This window comes from Prosthecobacter fluviatilis, assembly GCF_042655725.1.
GTDB classification, from domain to species: Bacteria; Verrucomicrobiota; Verrucomicrobiia; order Verrucomicrobiales; family Verrucomicrobiaceae; genus Prosthecobacter; species Prosthecobacter fluviatilis.
The window spans coordinates 180,407-196,688 of sequence record NZ_JBHSMQ010000007.1 but is presented as its reverse complement, the minus strand read 5'-3'; the positions used below and the strand labels follow the sequence as shown (position 1 = coordinate 196,688).

10 protein-coding genes are annotated in these 16,282 nt (G+C 62.2%); 7 read left to right on the top strand and 3 right to left on the bottom strand.

Annotation, left to right across the window (positions count from 1 at the left end):
- Positions 1-374 precede the first annotated feature (374 nt).
- A complete protein-coding gene (fusA, locus tag ACFQDI_RS18305) occupies positions 375-2,444 on the bottom strand; it encodes an elongation factor G (protein ID WP_377169477.1) in 2,070 nt (689 codons plus the stop codon).
- A 379-nt stretch (positions 2,445-2,823) separates the two neighbouring features.
- Here fusA and ACFQDI_RS18300 point away from each other — a divergent pair, with 379 nt between their 5' ends.
- A complete protein-coding gene (locus ACFQDI_RS18300; protein WP_377169474.1) occupies positions 2,824-3,282 on the top strand; it encodes a GNAT family acetyltransferase in 459 nt (152 codons plus the stop codon).
- A 63-nt stretch (positions 3,283-3,345) separates the two neighbouring features.
- Here the strand turns inward: ACFQDI_RS18300 and ACFQDI_RS18295 are convergent, their stop codons facing one another.
- Positions 3,346-4,584 carry an NAD(P)/FAD-dependent oxidoreductase gene (locus tag ACFQDI_RS18295; RefSeq protein WP_377169472.1) on the bottom strand — a complete coding sequence of 413 codons (1,239 nt, stop codon included), beginning with the start codon at positions 4,582-4,584 and terminating at the stop codon, positions 3,346-3,348.
- 578 nt (positions 4,585-5,162) lie between these two features.
- On the opposite strand from ACFQDI_RS18295, the gene ACFQDI_RS18290 reads away from it, so the two are divergent.
- The 5 genes from ACFQDI_RS18290 to ACFQDI_RS18270 all read left to right on the top strand — a co-directional run bounded on the left by ACFQDI_RS18290 (position 5,163) and on the right by ACFQDI_RS18270 (position 12,183).
- Positions 5,163-5,996, top strand: a complete 834-nt coding sequence (locus ACFQDI_RS18290) for an alpha/beta hydrolase (protein WP_377169470.1) — start codon at positions 5,163-5,165, stop codon at positions 5,994-5,996.
- 106 nt (positions 5,997-6,102) lie between these two features.
- Positions 6,103-6,888, top strand: coding sequence for a sialate O-acetylesterase (locus ACFQDI_RS18285; RefSeq protein ID WP_377169468.1), 786 nt, complete (start codon positions 6,103-6,105; stop codon positions 6,886-6,888).
- Positions 6,889-6,975: 87 nt separating this feature from the next.
- The gene (locus tag ACFQDI_RS18280; RefSeq protein ID WP_377169466.1) at positions 6,976-9,075 is read left to right on the top strand and encodes a LamG domain-containing protein; all 2,100 of its coding nucleotides are present in this window, start codon (positions 6,976-6,978) and stop codon (positions 9,073-9,075) included.
- 125 nt (positions 9,076-9,200) lie between these two features.
- Positions 9,201-11,087: a potassium transporter Kup gene (locus ACFQDI_RS18275; RefSeq protein ID WP_377169464.1), complete on the top strand. Its 1,887-nt coding sequence runs from the start codon at positions 9,201-9,203 to the stop codon at positions 11,085-11,087.
- A gap of 187 nt (positions 11,088-11,274) precedes the next feature.
- Entirely contained in the window at positions 11,275-12,183 is a 909-nt protein-coding gene (locus ACFQDI_RS18270) for an alpha/beta hydrolase fold domain-containing protein (protein WP_377169462.1), read from the top strand.
- Between the two features lie 59 nt (positions 12,184-12,242).
- Here the strand turns inward: ACFQDI_RS18270 and ACFQDI_RS18265 are convergent, their stop codons facing one another.
- Positions 12,243-15,392, bottom strand: coding sequence for an SNF2-related protein (locus ACFQDI_RS18265; RefSeq protein ID WP_377169460.1), 3,150 nt, complete (start codon positions 15,390-15,392; stop codon positions 12,243-12,245).
- Positions 15,393-15,444: 52 nt separating this feature from the next.
- Here ACFQDI_RS18265 and ACFQDI_RS18260 point away from each other — a divergent pair, with 52 nt between their 5' ends.
- Entirely contained in the window at positions 15,445-16,260 is an 816-nt protein-coding gene (locus ACFQDI_RS18260) for a ParA family protein (protein ID WP_377169458.1), read from the top strand.
- Positions 16,261-16,282: the final 22 nt, after the last annotated feature.

The window sequence follows — 16,282 nt, the reverse complement described above, 5'->3', positions numbered from 1 at the left end:
CGAACGAGGGTTCCTTCGTCTGGGGGTGGTGACCATTTTCCGCCGCGCAGCATGAGTGCATTGCGTCGGAGCATCTCCAGCCGCTGCAATGGCGGCAGACGCGACAGACTGCCGCCCACGCGCTTTTTTTAGAGGCTCCGTCAGGTCATTTACCATGCGGGAGTTTACGTTCTACGGTCTGGATGGCAAGATCGGAGAAAGTAAGATGAGTGCATGGAGAAAAGGTGCAAGGTGAAGCGGTGCGAAAGGATCGAGGACGAGGACGATTTTGCTTCGGCGGCACGCTTTGATTGTTTGGCCATTCCCTGACCTCTTGACGGTGTACAAAACGGAGCCCGCCTCTTCCGAGACGGGCTCCGCGTGGTTGAGCTTATTTATGCTTTGAGCATGCGTGGCAGCACGGAGGCCGGGACGACTTCATAACTCGTAGGAACCATGGAGTAGCTGGCGCGGCCGCGTGAGAGGCTCCTTATGGCTCCGGCGTAGCCGAACATTTCGGCGAGGGGGACCTCGGCGAGGATGCCGGCTTCGGTGCCGTGGTGGTCGATGCTGGTGATGCGGGCGCGGCGGCGATTGAGATCGCCGAGGATGTCGCCCTGGTGCTCGTCGCTGACGGTGCATTCGACCTGCATGACGGGCTCCAGCAGCACGGGGGCGGCGAGGCGCAGGGCTTCGCGCAGGGCGTCTCCTGCGGCCATACGGAAGGCCTGGTCGTTGGAGTCCTTGGCGTGGTAAGCGCCATCAATGATGCGGACGCGGACATCGACGAGCGGGCTGCCTGAGAGCGGACCCGACACGGCGGCCTCGGTGATGCCACGGCGCACCGCGCCCATGAACTGGGAGGGGATGCTGCCGCCGACGATGGCGTCTTCGATGACGATGCCTGCACCGCGTTCCAGAGGCTCCACGGAGAGCTTCACCCGCGCATACATGCCTGAGCCGCCGTTCTGCTTTTTGAGCAGATGGTCGGCCTCGGCCTGCTGCGTGATGGTTTCACGGCACGCGATCTCCGGTGCGCCAGCGATGGTTTCGACGCCATGCTCGCGCAGGAGTTTTTCGCGGATCACTTCGAGGTGGAGCTCGCCCATGCCGGAGATGAGGCACTGGCCGGTCTCCTCATGGGTGCGGACGCGGAAGGTGGGGTCTTCATCGCTCAGGCGTGAGAGGGCCGTAGCCAGACGTGACTGGTCAGCGGACTTCGCGGGCTCGATGGCCATGCTGACGACGGGTTCGGGGAACACGGGCGGCTCAAGCATGATGGCATGATCTACCAGACACAGGGTATCGCCTGTGCTGAAGTTGTTCAGTCCGGTGACGGCGCAGATGTCGCCTGCCTGGACGGTTTCGAGTTCATCGCGTCGGTTTGCGAAGACACGGAGCAGCCTGCCGCAGCGCTCGGTTTTGCCGAGGCGCGGATTGAGGAGCGGCGTGCCTTTTTGCAGGGTGCCGGAATAAACGCGGACATAGACGAGGCGGCCTGCCTGCGGATGGCGCACGATTTTGAAGGCGAGCGCGGCAAGGGGGGCATCGATGGCCTGCGTGCGCTGTACTTCTTCGGGTGCAGGCAGGAAGTCCACGATGGCATCGACCAACGCGGAGACGCCGATGTGTTTATAGGCGCTGCCGCCGATCACGGGCACGAAGCGGCCTGCGAGGGTCTGACGACGTATCGCGGTGCGAAGTGCCTGCGCGGGCACGGGGAGGTTTTCGATCCAGAGCTCGGCGATTTCGTCGTCGAGGCTGGCGAGAGCCTGGATGAGATCGCGGCGTGCGGATTCCACGGCGGAGAGCCATTCGGAGGGAATGGATTCGACGGTGAAGCCGGTGGGCGAGTCTGCATGGGTGCGCAGGGCGCGCGCTTCGACGACATCGAGCTGGCCGAGCAATGCGGATTCGGCACCCCAAGGCAGGAGGATGGGCCAGGCGCAAGCGTTGAGCTTGGTCTGCAATTCGCCCACAACGCGGGGGAAGTCCGCGCCGAGGCGGTCCATCTTGTTGATGAAGACCACGCGGGGTACGCGGTAGCGATCCATCTGACGCCAGACGGTTTCGCTTTGAGGCTGCACGCCACCGACGCCACAGAAGACGGCGACAGCGCCGTCGAGCACGCGGAGGGAGCGCTCGACTTCGGCGGTGAAATCGACGTGGCCGGGGGTGTCGATGATGTTGAGGCGGTGGGGCTGCCCGGCGAAGAGGCGGGTGAGGCCTGCGACGGGCTGCTGAGTCCACGAGCATGGAGCCGCGGCGGAGGAGATGGTGATCCCCTTCTCGCGTTCGATGTCCGAGAAATCGGTGGTGGTGTTGCCTTCGTGCACGTCTCCGCAGGCATGGATGGCGCCTGCGTAGAAGAGAATGCGTTCGGTGAGCGTGGTTTTGCCAGCGTCAATGTGGGCGGCGATGCCAATGTTGCGGATGCGGCCCGAGTCAGTCGTGTTGAGTTTCATAAGAGTCAGATGTTCGAATTTGGAACGGCTGCTCCCCGGAAATGAAAAGGCCCTGATGCAGACTGGCGGCATTCAGGGCTCCCGGGGATAGCAGCGATATCTGACTTCTGTCCTCTATGACATAATCATCCCGAGCCCTGGCCGCAGCCGGGCGGAATGAAATATGATGATGGAGAGGCGTGGTGTCATAAGACGCTGTGGTTACATAACATACGGCTTGAAAAAGTCAATGGGTGCACCAGGCAGAAGGACACGAGGAATGCGGGCCGCATCAGAAGGAGGAAAAGGAAGTGGGCCTCATCGCCCCGGCTAGCATCTGAAATCTGCTGACATGCCAACGTTTGATGTGTCATGATTAGGAGTTCAGATTTCACCGGTCATGAGCACGCAATCTTTTCAAATCCGCTCCTTTGATGCCGCTGATGAAGCGGCGGTGATCGCGCTGTGGGAAGTCTGCGGGCTGGTGGTGCCGCAGAATGCTCCTGCGGCGGACATTGCGCGAAAGCTGCAGGTGAATCCGGAGTGGTTTCTGGTGGGAGAAGTTGAGGGCAGCGTCGTTGCCACTTGCATGGCGGGATATGAGGGCCATCGAGGCTGGATCAACTACCTGGCGGTGCATCCAGACCTGCGGCGGCAGGGGCTGGCGCGGCAGATGATGGAGCATGCGGAGAAGCTGCTACGAGAGGCAGGCTGCCCGAAGATCAACCTGCAGGTGCGGAAGAGCAATTCGGCGGTGATCGCCTTCTATGAGTCGCTGGGTTTTGGTGTCGATGACGTGGTGAGCCTGGGCAAGCGGCTGGTGAAGGATTCGCCCAGGCATGAAACACCCGTTGATTGATCAGATCCTGCATTTGGCCCTTGGCGGCGAGCTGCGGAATACATTCCGTGCTCCATCTCATGTTCACGGCTGGATGATCCGCGCGCCGCGCTGCCAGGTGATGTAGGACCAGACCCAGTGGAGGAAGACGATGGCGCGATTGCGCATGCCCATGAGGAAGAGGAGATGAACGAAGAGCCACATGAGCCAGGCGAGCATGCCGCGAAGATGCATGCCGGCAAAGCTGACGACGGCGGCGCTGCGGCCGATGGTGGCCATGGTGCCTTTGTCGAGATAGGTGAAGGAGGAGCGAGGCACGGACATGCCTTCATTGAGGATGGTCCTGGCGATGAAGCGGCCCATCTGGATGGCGGCGGGGCTGACACCGGGCACGCGGACGCCTTTGGCATCGGTCAGCGCCACGAGATCGCCTGCGGCAAAGACTTCGGGATGGCCGGGGAGACTGAGGTCTGGCTGGACCTGGATGCGGCCTGCGCGATCCAGCGGGATGCCGGCCAGCGTGCGTGTGATCCCGCTGGCCTCCACACCTGCGGCCCAGATGACGGTATCGGTCTCGATGCGCTGATCGCCGGTGATGACATAGCCTGCACCGACTTCTTTGACGGAGGTATTCAGGTGCACGGTGACGCCGAGGTACTCCAGATGCTTGCTGGCGTAGTCTGGCAGGCCGCCGGGGAAAGTGGCGAGGAGCTTGGGCCCGGCCTCGATGAGGTGGATTTTCGCCTGGCAGGGATCGATGCGGCGGAAGTCCTCCTTCAGCACCTGCTGCGCGAGTTCGGCGAGTGAGCCCGCCATCTCAACGCCGGTGGGACCGCCCCCCACAATGACCATCGTCAGCAGGCGTGCCGTTGTCTGAGGATCATTCGAGCACTCGGCCTGCTCAAAGGCGAGCAGCACCTGCTTGCGGATTTTCATGGCATCATCCAGGCTCTTGAGCCCGAGCGTGTGCGCGGCCCATTCGTTGTGGCCGAAGTAGCCGGTCTTCGCACCGAGGGCGATGACGAGGTAGTCGTATTCCAGCACCTGCTCCTTCAGGTGAACCTGCCTGGCATCGAGATCAATGCGTTGCACCTCGTCCATCAAGGTGGTGACGTTTTTATAATCGGAGAGAATGGAGCGAAGCGGCTGCGCGATGTCGGTCATGGCGAGGCCTCCGGTGGCCACCTGGTAGAGCAGCGGCTGAAAGAGGTGGTGATTCCAGCGGTCCACCAAGGTGACGGAGAAGCGTTCTTCGGGAAATCCTTTGGCACATTCCAGCCCGGCAAAGCCGCCTCCGAGTATCAAGACACGCTGCTGTTTCATGCTTTTAATAGAGCATTCGAACGAGACAGCGCAATGGCGGTGGAAAAATTGAAACAAATATCGAAATTCAAATTCATAGAGAGCTTGCATCAGCCCCTATGCTCAAAAGAGTTAACGAGCGAACTCGGGCTCCTCACGATGACTGTCAAACACCGCCAGGACCGTGGATGAGATGCCTGACCGCAGCCTTATGATTTCCATTTGCTCCTTGGATAGCCGATAATCCCCGACGCTGGGCATCTGTTTGTAATAGGGTTCAGTGGTTGGATTCAACAAAACCCAAATGCGCGGAGATGACCTGACACCCACCATTTCAACATCACGAAGACTCTTAAAGATCAATGCTTCATCCGAGTGATTCGATCTCTCCTGGGCCTCCATCTGCTGCAAGCACGCCCACTCAAACCTGCTTTTTTCCTCCGTGCAGGAAACAGCCAGGCAGGCGAAACAAAGAGCCATTGAGGCCATCACAATCGGCAATGTCATAATGGACGAATCTAACATTTAAACTGCTTGCTGCCAAAAACCATCTGTCCAACAGCTTGCAAAGCTGAACCGATTGGTCCGTTGTATCGACCATGAAACCGCTTCTGCTCTTCAGCTTCTTCGCCATCTCCGCCCTACCCGCCGCCGACAAACCCTTCACCCTGCCGGGATTGAAGCAGGACATTGAATTCGCGAAGGCCGGGGATGTCTCGCTGACGCTGGATGCGTTTGTGCCGGAGGGCGAGGGGCCGTTTCTGACGTGCATCCTCGTGCATGGCGGCGGCTTCACCAAGGGGGACAAGCATTCGTTCATCAAGCCGCTGTTTGAGCCGCTCTCCAAGGCGGGCTTCACGTGGTTCACCATCAATTACCGCCTCGCACCACAGCATCAGTGGCCGGCCTGCGCGGATGATGTGGCGAGCGCGATCAAGTGGGTGAAGGCGCATGCGGCGGAGTACAAGGTGGATGTGAGCCGCATCGCGCTCATCGGAGAGTCTGCTGGGGGGCATCTCGTGTCATGGGCGGGAGTCACGGGCAAAGGCGACACGCGCGTGGCGGCGGTGGTGCCGTTTTACGCGCCGCATGATCTGGCTGTGCAGGTGCAAAGGCGCAAAGCGCTGGGCGGCCTCGGCGGGCTCATCGGCACGGAGGAACTCAATGACGCGGCGTGGAAGAAGCTGGCGGACATTTCGCCGCTGAACCACATCCAGGGCGGGCTGCCGCCTTTTCTGCAACTCCATGGCGACAAGGACGAGACGGTGCCTCTGTCGCAGAGCGTGAACTTTGAGGCAAAGATGAAAGCGGCGGGGAACAGCTGTGAGACCATCGTCGTGCCTGGAGGCATCCATGGCATGGGCGGCTGGGAGAAGCTGGGGTCGGATTATCAGAAGCAGATGATTGAGTGGCTGCGGAAGACGCTGAAGTGATAAGGATGAAAGGGTGAAACGGCCAGGCGGTGAAGCGGGCTCTGCACCTTTTAGAAACACTGCAAAAAGAGGTGCGCGCGGGCGTTCCTTTTTAACTTTCCCAACTATGATCCGCCCCCTCATCTGCCTGCTGGCTTTCTTTTTCTCTGTCTTCGCCTCTGCGGCTGACGCTCCACTTCCCGCCAAGGACAAGTTTTACCTTTTCCTGCTCGTGGGCCAGTCCAACATGGCCGGGCGTGGGGTGGTGGAGGAGCAGGACAAGGTGGTCAATCCACGTGTGCTCATGCTGAGCAAGGAGGGCCAGTGGGTGCCTGCGATGGACCCGATGCATTTTGACAAACCCGCAGCGGGCGTGGGCCTGGGCAAGACGTTTGGCCAGATCGTCGCCGAGGCGAATCCGGGCGTGACGATCGGGCTGATCCCCTGCGCGGTGGGTGGATCGCCGATTGATGCATGGAAGCCCGGTGTCTTTTACCCGCCGACGAAGAGCCACCCATGGGATGACATGGTGAAGCGTGTGGAGACGGCGCTGCCTGCGGGCACGCTGAAGGGCATCCTGTGGCATCAGGGTGAGAGCGACTCCACGGCGGAGCTGGCGACGGCGTACGGCGAAAAGCTGCACGACCTGATCAACCGCCTGCGCGAGCTGGTCAAGGCACCGGAGGTGCCCTTCATCGCCGGACAGATGGGCAAGTTTGACGGTGTGCCGTGGTCGCCAGAGAAAGTGCTGGTGGACAAGGCCCACCAAGACCTGCCGAAGTCAGCCCCCCGCACGGCCTTTGTGACGGCGGAGGGCCTGAACCACAAGGGTGACAAGGTGCACTTTGACTCAGCGGCCTACCGTGAACTGGGCAAACGCTACGCGGCGGCTTATCTGCAGATGACGAAGTGAGGTGCCCGCAGATGGAGGCGGGAGATCACAAAAGGCGGCGAAGTGGGCACAATAAGCACCGCTTCCGGCGCCGTACTCACACGCACCATGACGCGCCTACTTCTCCCCCTCGCCGCCCTGCTGCTCGCCGGACCTCTCCATGCTGAATTCAAAGCGGGAGCGGCTGTCATCGACATCACTCCGCCGAAGCTTCCGGTGCTGGTCAATGGCGGCATGCTGAGCCGCTACGTGGACAAGATCAACACGCGGGTGAATGCACGGGCCATCGTGGCCAGCGATGGCAAGACGGAGATCGCCATCGTGGTGGCGGACAGCTGCATGATGAGCCGCGAGGTGTTGGATGATGCGAAGAAAATGGCCGCCGCCAAGACGGGCATCCCGGCGGAGCGCATGCTCATCTCCGCCACGCACGCGCACTCAGCGCCGGCTTCCATGGGCTGCCTGGGCACGGAGGCGGACCCGAGCTACACGCCCTTTCTGAAGGAGAAGCTGGTGGAGGCCATCGCGGCGGCGCAGGCGGCGATGGTGCCTGCGCGCATCGGCTTTGCCAAAGCGAATGCGGCGGAGTTCACGGCGCTACGGCAGTGGATTCGCCGGCCGGACCGCGTGGTGGAAGATCCCTTTGGAAACAAGTCCGTGCGGGCCAACATGCATGCCGGGAGCAACTGGGATAATGTGACGGGCGAGTCGGGACCGGAGGATCCGGACCTTTCCCTGATCTCGATCCAGACGAAGGAGGGCAAACCGCTGGCGGTGCTGGCGAATTTTTCGATGCACTACTTTGGCGACAAGGACATCAGCGCAGATTACTTCGGCCTGTTTTCAGACGGCCTGAAGCAGCGCATCGACCCGCAGGGAAAAATGGTGGGCATCATGTCTCACGGCTGCAGCGGGGACATCTACCGCGTCGATTACACCGTGCCTGAAAAGGACCGGCCCAAGCCCACCATCGATGAATACACGAACGGGCTGCTCGACATCGCGATGAAGGCGTATGACGGCATCAAGTATGAGGAGCCTGCCAGCATCGCCATGACAGAGACGCGCATGACGCTGCAATACCGCACCCCGGACAAGCAGCGGCTCGAATGGGCGCAGCGTGTGGTGGCTGAGATGGGGGACCGGCTGGCAAAAACGCAGACGGAGGTCTATGCACGGGAGCAGATCCTCCTGCATGAGCGGCAGCAGACGGAGATCGTGGTGCAGGCGCTGCGGCTCGGAGACATCGGCATCGCCACCACACCGAATGAGACCTACGCCATCACAGGGCTGAAGATCAAGGCGGCGAGTCCCCTGCCCCGCACGATGGTGATCGAGCTGGCGAATGGCGGGGACGGCTACATCCCGCCGCCGGAAATGCATGCCTGGGGCGGCTACAACACCTGGGCGGCGCGCTCCGCCGGGCTGGAGGTGAATGCAGAGCCCAAGATCGCAGGTGCAGCCATCGCGGCACTGGAAAAAGTCACAGGCCAGCAGCGCAGGCTGTGGAGGCTGCCCGCTGGAAAGGCCACCCAGGCGGTGCTGGCGCTGAAACCGGCGGCCTACTGGCGGCTGAATGAGTTCACCGGCCCGGTGGCTGCAGACGCGAGCCCCCACGGCAAAGACGCGGTGTATGAGCGGGACGTAGCCTACTATCTTGAAGGGCCGAAGTCCGCAGGCTTCTGCGCGGAAGGAGCCACCAACCGCGCTCCGCATCTGGTGGGTGCGCGCATCCGCTCGCACTTGGCAGAGCTGGGCAGCCGGTATTCCGTCTCCCTGTGGTTTTGGAACGGCATGCCGAACGAGGGCCGTGACACCAGCGGCTGGCTGTTTTCCCGTGGGGATGACCACGGGCTGGGCGTCTCGGGAGAGCACCTGGGCATCGGCGGAAAAAGCGGCAGCACGGGCAGGCTGATCTACTTCACCGGCACCGACCCCAAAAACCTGACCGCTGGCAAAACGGAGATCCCACGCTGGCAGTGGCAGCACCTGGTGCTGGTGCGAGACGGGGGCAAGGTGCGTGCCTACCTCAATGGCGCGCTCGAGTTTGAGACAGAGGCACACCTCGCAAGCACACAGCCCGCTGCGGACTGCTTCTTTGGCGGGCGCAGTGACAGTGACTCGAACTGGGAGGGGAGGCTGGATGAAATCGCGGTGTTTGACCGGGCGCTGACGGCCGAGGAGATCGGCAAACTGAAGGTTCCCTAAGCCCCAAGGCCTGTTCATATGCGCAGGATTCTGCGCGGAAGTGTCCCTTGCATACGGCCTGCCGCTGGGTATCAGCAGCAGTCCCTGATTCAAACAGGGCTTCGGGAGTGTCCTGAAGATTCCTCATGTCAGAACACAAAAACTCAAACAGTTGGACCCTGGCCCTTGTCGCTTTGGGTGTGGTATTCGGGGACATCGGTACCAGTCCTCTTTATGCGCTGAGGGAATGCCTCACGCATGCGGGTTACGTGCCAGGTCGGGACGGGGTGGACATGATCTATGGGCCGATCTCGCTCATGTTCTGGTCGCTCACGCTCATGGTCTCGGTCAAATACCTGGGCCTGCTCAGCCATGCCACGGCCCAGGGAGAAGGGGGGATGTTTGCCCTGCTGTCCCTGCTGCGCTCCCAAAAAGAGGCGCTCACACCCAAGTCCACGGCCTTTGTGGTGCTGGTGGTGCTCTTTGGTGCCGCGCTGCTGTACGGGGACGGCATGATCACACCGGCCATTTCGGTGCTTTCAGCCGTGGAGGGGATCAAGCAGATCAGCGCCGGGCTGCCGCAGCACGTGATCGTGTACATCTCCGTGGCGATCATTTTTGGACTGTTCATGGTGCAGAAGCATGGCACGGCGCGGATTGGCGTGGCGTTTGGCCCGATCATGATCCTGTGGTTCAGCGCGCTGGCCGGGATGGGGTTTTACCGTTACATCCAGCATCCGGAGGTCATTGCGGCCTTGTCTCCGCACTGGGGCCTGTACTACCTCATGCACCATGGCAGCCACGGCATCGTCATCATGGGCATGGTGCTGCTGGCGGTGACAGGCTGTGAGGCGCTGTATGCCGACATCGGCCACTTTGGCGCCAAACCGCTGAAGCGCGCCTGGTTCATCCTGGTCTATCCGTCCCTCATTCTCAACTACCTCGGCCAGGGGGCTTTGGTCATCAGCGATCCCGCCGCGCTGGAGCATCCCTTCTTCAGGCTGGTGCCGCAGCCGCTGCTGGTGCCCATGATCATCCTGGCCACGGCAGCCACCATCATCGCCTCTCAGGCCATGATCACCGGCGTTTACTCGCTCACGCAGCAGGCGGTGCAGCTGGGCTACCTGCCGCGCCTGAAGATCATCCACACCAATCCGGATGTGCGTGGGCAGATCTACATGCCGCAGGTGAATTTCCTCCTCATGGTGGCCTGCATCGCGCTGGTGATCGGCTTTGAGACCTCCAGCAATCTGGCCTCCGCGTACGGACTCTCGGTGTCCATGGAGATGTTTCTCACCAGCGTCCTGTTCTACTTTGTGGCCCGCCGCATCTGGGGCTGGTCGTTCTGGAAGGCCTTTCTGCCGGTGCTGGTCTTTACCTGCATCGAGCTGGGGTACGTCTCCGGCAGCCTGATCAAATTCATGCAGGGCGCGTGGTTCCCGCTGGCCGTCGCAGCATGCATCTGGGTCATCATGAAGACCTGGACGGACGGGCGCGCCATCCTCTTCCAGGCCATGCAGCGCGGCCGCCTGCCGGTGGTGCATCTGGTCGATGAAATCAAACGAGACCGCATCATCCGCGTGCCCGGCACCGCCGTCTTCATGTCTGCCAGCGCAGATGGCCTGCCGCTGGCGCTGCTGCACCACCTGAAGCACAACAAGGCGCTGCACAAGCAGGTGGTGCTGCTGAGCGTGAAGTTTGCGGACGTGCCATACGTCTGCAAAGAATCGCGCCACGAGATCAGCGAATACCACGAAGAGTTTTACCGCGTGGTGCTGCTGTACGGCTTTGCCGAGCCGCCGGATGTGTTCAACGACCTCTGCGCTGCGCTGAGCGAAAAGACCAAGGTGAAGCGCAACGGCATCACCTTCTACCAGAGCCGCGAGGTGCTGCTGACCAACGGCCCCGGCAAGATGGCGGCGTGGCGGAAGAAGCTCTTCGTCACCCTCTCCCGCATGAGCCGCCCAGCCACCGGATATTTCGACCTGCCGCCGCGGCAGGTCATTGAGCTGGGGATTCAGCTGGAGGTGTAGCTGGGCGGATCCCCACTTCTGAAAGAAACAATCCCTGTTCGGCAATCGTCAATCGGGCAGGCACTTGATGCGCACCAGCGCATGGATTGACGGATTGCCGAGCCATCGATTGTTGAGGTTCCAAAACCTCACATACGCGAGGCCGGGCATTGAGTCCCATGCGTTGAAGTGATACCCTTGTTTTCCTATGGTCTCCCCCCTCCCCATCGTTGCCACGCTCTGCCTGCTGGCAGGTGCCACTGCCTTTGCCCAGACGCCGGCTCCCACCCACGCGAATGTGCCCTATGGGAAGCATGCGAAGCAGGTGCTGGACTTTTACCAGGCGAAGGCGGCGGACGGTGGTGCTACTCCCCTGCTCTTCTTTGTGCATGGCGGCGGGTGGATGACGGGCGACAAGGCGAACCCGGACTTTCTCAAGCAGTGTCTGGATGACGGCATCTCGGTGGCGTCGATCAACTACCGCTTCATCCCGGATGCGCAGGCGCAGGGCATCACGCCGCCGGTGAAGGCCTGCCTGGACGACTGCGCGCGGGCGCTGCAGTTTGTGCGCAGCAAGGCGGCGGAGTGGCACTTTGACAAGAAGCGGGTGGGCGGCTGCGGCGGCTCGGCGGGCGGCTTCACGGTGCTGTGGCTGGGCTTCTCGCCAGATATGGCGGACGCGAAGAGCGCCGATCCCATCGCGCATGAGTCCACGCGGCTGAGCTGTGTACTGGCCTTTGTACCACAGACGTCGCTGGACCCGAAGCAGATGCTGGCGTGGATCCCCAATCTCCAATACGGCAATCACGCATTTGGACTGGGGAGCATGCAGGAGTTTCTGGAGAAGCGGGACAGCCTGATGCCGTGGATCGAGCGCTTCTCACCCTACGCGCTGGCGAGTGTGGATGACCCGCCGGTGCTGCTGTTTTACGACAGCGCTCCAGACCTGGGCAAACCGCCGGCCAAAGACCCGGTGCATTCCGGCAACTTCGGTGCGGGGATCGCGGACAAGCTGAAGGCGGTGGGGATCGAGCACGAGATCAACTACAACAACGACTACGGGCACATGAAGTACCCGAACCTGTTTTCGTTTTTGAAGGAGAAGCTGGGGAGGTAAAGCGAACCTCCAACTTCATGCTGGAAACAGGCTGAGATGAACGAATTTGGACATTCGTTTTAATGGCCGATCAGTTCTTCGAGATCGCCCTCGGTCAGCCCCTCCATCATCGGCGTCTGATCATTGAGGGCGGCCTCCACGAGGCCGCGTTTTTGGGCCTGGAGTTTGAGGATTCGCTCCTCCACGGTGCCACGGATGGCGAGGCGGTAGGCATTCACGACTTTCTGCTGGCCGATGCGGTGGGCGCGGTCGATGGCCTGGGATTCCACGGCAGGGTTCCACCAGGGATCGGCGAGGATGACGTTGTCGGCGGCGGTGAGGTTGAGGCCGTAGCCGCCGGCCTTGAGGCTGATGAGGAAGATGCGGCAGGCGGAGTCTTTCTGGAAGCGGGCCACCTGCTCGGGGCGGTCCTGGCTGCTGCCGTCGAGATAAGCGTGGTCGAGCTTTTCGGCCCGCAGGTGTTCGCGCATGAGGCGCAGGAACTGCACGAACTGGCTGAAGACGAGGAGCTTGCCGCCGGACTCGAGCACGGACTGGATCTGGCCCAGAAGGGCGGGCCATTTGCCGGAGAGGTCATCCTGGTCGAGGCCTTTGAGCACGTCCGACTGCACGCCGGTGAGGCGGAGGTCGCAGCAGACCTGGCGGAGGCGCAGGAGGACGGTGAACATGGTCATCTTGGCCCCGCCCTGGCCGGAGCGGCGGCGGGCAGCCTTGATCTCCTCCCGGCCTTCTTCGAGGATCTTGCGGTAAAACTCGCTCTGCACGGAGCTGGGGGTGCACCAGAGGATCTGCTCGATCTTTTCCGGCAGGTCCTTGAGCACCTGGCGCTTGGTGCGGCGGAGGAAGAAGGGTTGTGTGAGCTTTTGCAGGCGGAGGGCGGCGGCGCGCCCGGCGGGGAGGTCCAGCCCGGACTGGATGGGGGTCTCGAAGCGCTCTTTGAAGGAGCTCTGATTGCCGAGGTAGCCGGGGAGGGTGAACTGGAAGATGGACCAGAGATCGCGCACGCCGTTTTCCAAGGGGGTGCCGGTGAGGGCGATCCGCCCGGTGGATCGGAGGCTGCGGAGGGTCTTGGCGGCATCGGTGTCGGGGTTTTTGATGAAACTCGCCTCATCCAAAAGAACCAAACCAAACTGAATAGTTTGGTAATGTTTAATATCTCTGATGATCAATTGATAAGAGGTCAATATCACGTCAAAATCAGAGATGGAATTCAGGGCCTTTTCGCGCCCGGAACCCTGCACAAGTAGCACTTTGAGGGAGGGGGCAAAGCGCTCGAATTCGGACTGCCAGTTGGCGAGCAGGGACTTGGGGCAGACGACCATGACGGGGCCGCCCTGGGGGCCTTTGCGCTGTTTGAAAAAGAGAGCGACGGCGATGCTCTGCACGGTCTTGCCGAGACCCATCTCGTCTGCAAGGATGCCGCCCCGGCCACGGAGCACGCGGGAGGTCATCCAGCAGACGCCTTCCATCTGGTAGGGGCGGAGCATGGCCGCGAGCGGACCGATCTCGGAACCAATTTCGTCCGTGGTAACTTTTATGTCGTTACTTTGATCCACGTCTGCATGGCCGAAGTACGAGGCGTGGGCTCCGTGAACCCGTGCCCCATGGGGGGTGAGTTCTAGCGGGACATCACGCAGGGATTCCTCCAGATCATCCACCGCAGCGACATCGAGGATGTAGCGCTTCCCATTGGCCCCTTGGACCGATTTCTGGCCGGAGCGGACGAGTCGGAGGACCTCGGCGCGGGGGAGGCGGAAGCCATCGGCAGACTCGTAGGCGAGCTCCATGCTGAGCCAGTCGCCGCCACCTGCGCGCCCGCCTTCTGCCTGAGCGGGGGGAGGGACAAAGCGGGTCTTGGGGGCGATGCGCTGGATGCCGCGCGTGGCGGAGCGCCAGCGCTCCCCCTCGGCAAGGGTGGCGACTTGGCGGAGCAGAGCAAGCTCTGAGGCGTAAAAGCGGAGGACGTTTTCGCTGCCCTGGAGACGCCAGAGGGAGCCCTCAGGCTTGAAGCCAAGGCTTTCCAGACGGCGGAGAAGACGGATTTCGCCATCCACGTTCTGCGCGTAAAAAACAAAAATGTTGGATTCGTCCTGAATGGGAAAGAGAGAAGCAGGAGGCTCGCCGAGGCGCACGGGCCATCGGTGGGTGGCGTAGCGGGCGGTGACCTTGGCATCGACGACTTGGAGGGAGCCGTCGAGCTGGATTTCGAACTCGCAGGGGACCGGGGCGACGTGGAATTTCTCGAGCCCGGCACCGCGCAGCTCCATCTGGAAGCACTCGCCGAGAGCCTCCCCCTGCTCTGCCAGCCAGCGCAGCGGGCGGGTGACAGGGCCACGGCTGAGGTCTGAGGCGAGGGTGGTGAGGGCGGGGCTGTCTGCCAGATGGCGGAAAAGGGAGGCGGTCTCCAGACAGAGCCACCAAGCACCGAGCACGTGGCGCTGCTGACCGCCCTCGAGGCGGAGACGGACGTTTTGGGAGTCGGCCATCTCGACGACAAGGGGCAGGCGGACGAGCTCCGGAGCCACATGGAGGGGGCGCTCTTTGCCATTCGGCCTGCCGATGAACACGCGGGGGTGCTCGGCCAGGGTCTGCAGGAAGGTGTTCACGCTGTCCCCCCTCAGCGATATGGGCAGGGTCTGGGGCTGCTTGATCCCCTGGGAGAAGAGCCAGGCGGCGAGGCGGGAGGTTTCGCTTTCGCCTCCAGCCTCAAATTTGATGAAGACGCCCACGGGTTCGCGGAGCTGGCTCTGGAGGAGGGTGTCCGGGAGGTAGATGGCGTAGCGGCCGGAGACCTGGAGGGGCTGGAGAATGGGAGCACTGGCTTTGGCAGGTGCGGGGGGGCCGCCAGCAGTCGTAGCGCCGCGCGCCCCGGTGCTGGCTAAAGCCGTTGCTGCACTGCCTGGTCCGCCGGAACGTGGCCTGCCGCCCCCGCTTTGCTCGCGGACGTGGGCGAGTGCCACAGCGAGGGCGTGCTCGCACATCATGCCGCTGCGGCGGGCGTGGGGGCAGGTGCAGAGATTTTCCACATCGGAGGAGGTGCGGATGCGCAGGCCGGTGGTGAATTTCATTTTTCCTGAGCCTGCCGTGCCCCGGATCAGGCCGTCGCTGCTGCTGGTCACGGCGGCCAGACCTGCGTCCACCAAGGAGCGGGCGGCCTTCATCACCTGCCAGCCGCCAATTTCTCCGAGCCATTTCTCTGTGATTTCCATTTCGTGCTGGCGTCTCCCATGGTTTATCTGCAAAGTCCAGCGCCAAGTAACTATGAGGATTGTCGCCATTTCCAACCAGAAAGGCGGTGTCGGTAAAACGACGACCGCTTTGAACCTCGCCGCATGCCTTACCCAAAAAGGAGTAAGGGTGCTGCTGGTGGACCTCGATCCCCAGGCAAACGCCACCAGCGGGCTGGGACTGGCCCAGGAAGACGGCGGCAGCCTGTACTCCGCCCTGGTGGAGGGCACCGACCCACGCCAGGCCATCCGCAGCACGCGTCTGCCCAATCTTTCCATCATCCGCTCCCACCAGGAGCTGGCCGGGTGTGAAATCGAGCTGGCGCAGGCGGGCAACCACATGGCGCGCCTGCGCGACGTGCTGGCTCCGCTGCGCGATTCCGGGCATTTCGACTACGCGATTCTGGACACCCCGCCCTCCCTCGGGGTGCTCATGACCGGTGCCTTGGCGGCGGCGGATGAGCTGCTGGTGCCCATCCAGTGCGAGTACTTCGGGCTGGAAGGCCTTTCCAAGATCGTGAACGTGGTGCAGCAGATCCGCGAGTGCGGGGCGAACCCGAACCTGCTGCTGGAGGGCATCGTCATGACGATGTATGACAGCCGCGCCAATCTGGCAAACCAGGTGGTCAATGACGTGCGCAACTACTTTGCCGAAACCTGCTACCAGACGCTGATCCCGCGCACCGTGCGCCTCGGCGAGGCGCCCAGCTTTGGCAAAAGCATCATCGAGTACGAGCCTTCCGGTCGCGGAGCGCAGGCCTACCGGGCGCTGGCAGAGGAGTTTCTGGCGCGGCGCTCCGGCGCCCCGATCCAGGCGCCCGGCCCGCTTCCCACCGAGGTGGCCGCCTAACCCCCACGAGGGACTTGGTGTC

Excerpts from the sequence above, each read along its gene's own strand:
- ACFQDI_RS18300 (WP_377169474.1), top strand. The coding sequence starts at position 2,824 with ATGAGCACGCAATCTTTTCAAATCCGCTCCTTTGATGCCGCTGATGAA.
- ACFQDI_RS18260 (WP_377169458.1), top strand. The coding sequence starts at position 15,445 with ATGAGGATTGTCGCCATTTCCAACCAGAAAGGCGGTGTCGGTAAAACG.
- ACFQDI_RS18265 (WP_377169460.1), bottom strand. The coding sequence starts at position 15,392 with ATGGAAATCACAGAGAAATGGCTCGGAGAAATTGGCGGCTGGCAGGTG.
- ACFQDI_RS18280 (WP_377169466.1), top strand. The coding sequence starts at position 6,976 with ATGACGCGCCTACTTCTCCCCCTCGCCGCCCTGCTGCTCGCCGGACCT.
- ACFQDI_RS18285 (WP_377169468.1), top strand. The coding sequence starts at position 6,103 with ATGATCCGCCCCCTCATCTGCCTGCTGGCTTTCTTTTTCTCTGTCTTC.
- ACFQDI_RS18290 (WP_377169470.1), top strand. The coding sequence starts at position 5,163 with ATGAAACCGCTTCTGCTCTTCAGCTTCTTCGCCATCTCCGCCCTACCC.
- ACFQDI_RS18270 (WP_377169462.1), top strand. The coding sequence starts at position 11,275 with ATGGTCTCCCCCCTCCCCATCGTTGCCACGCTCTGCCTGCTGGCAGGT.
- fusA (WP_377169477.1), bottom strand. The coding sequence starts at position 2,444 with ATGAAACTCAACACGACTGACTCGGGCCGCATCCGCAACATTGGCATC.
- ACFQDI_RS18275 (WP_377169464.1), top strand. The coding sequence starts at position 9,201 with ATGTCAGAACACAAAAACTCAAACAGTTGGACCCTGGCCCTTGTCGCT.
- ACFQDI_RS18295 (WP_377169472.1), bottom strand. The coding sequence starts at position 4,584 with ATGAAACAGCAGCGTGTCTTGATACTCGGAGGCGGCTTTGCCGGGCTG.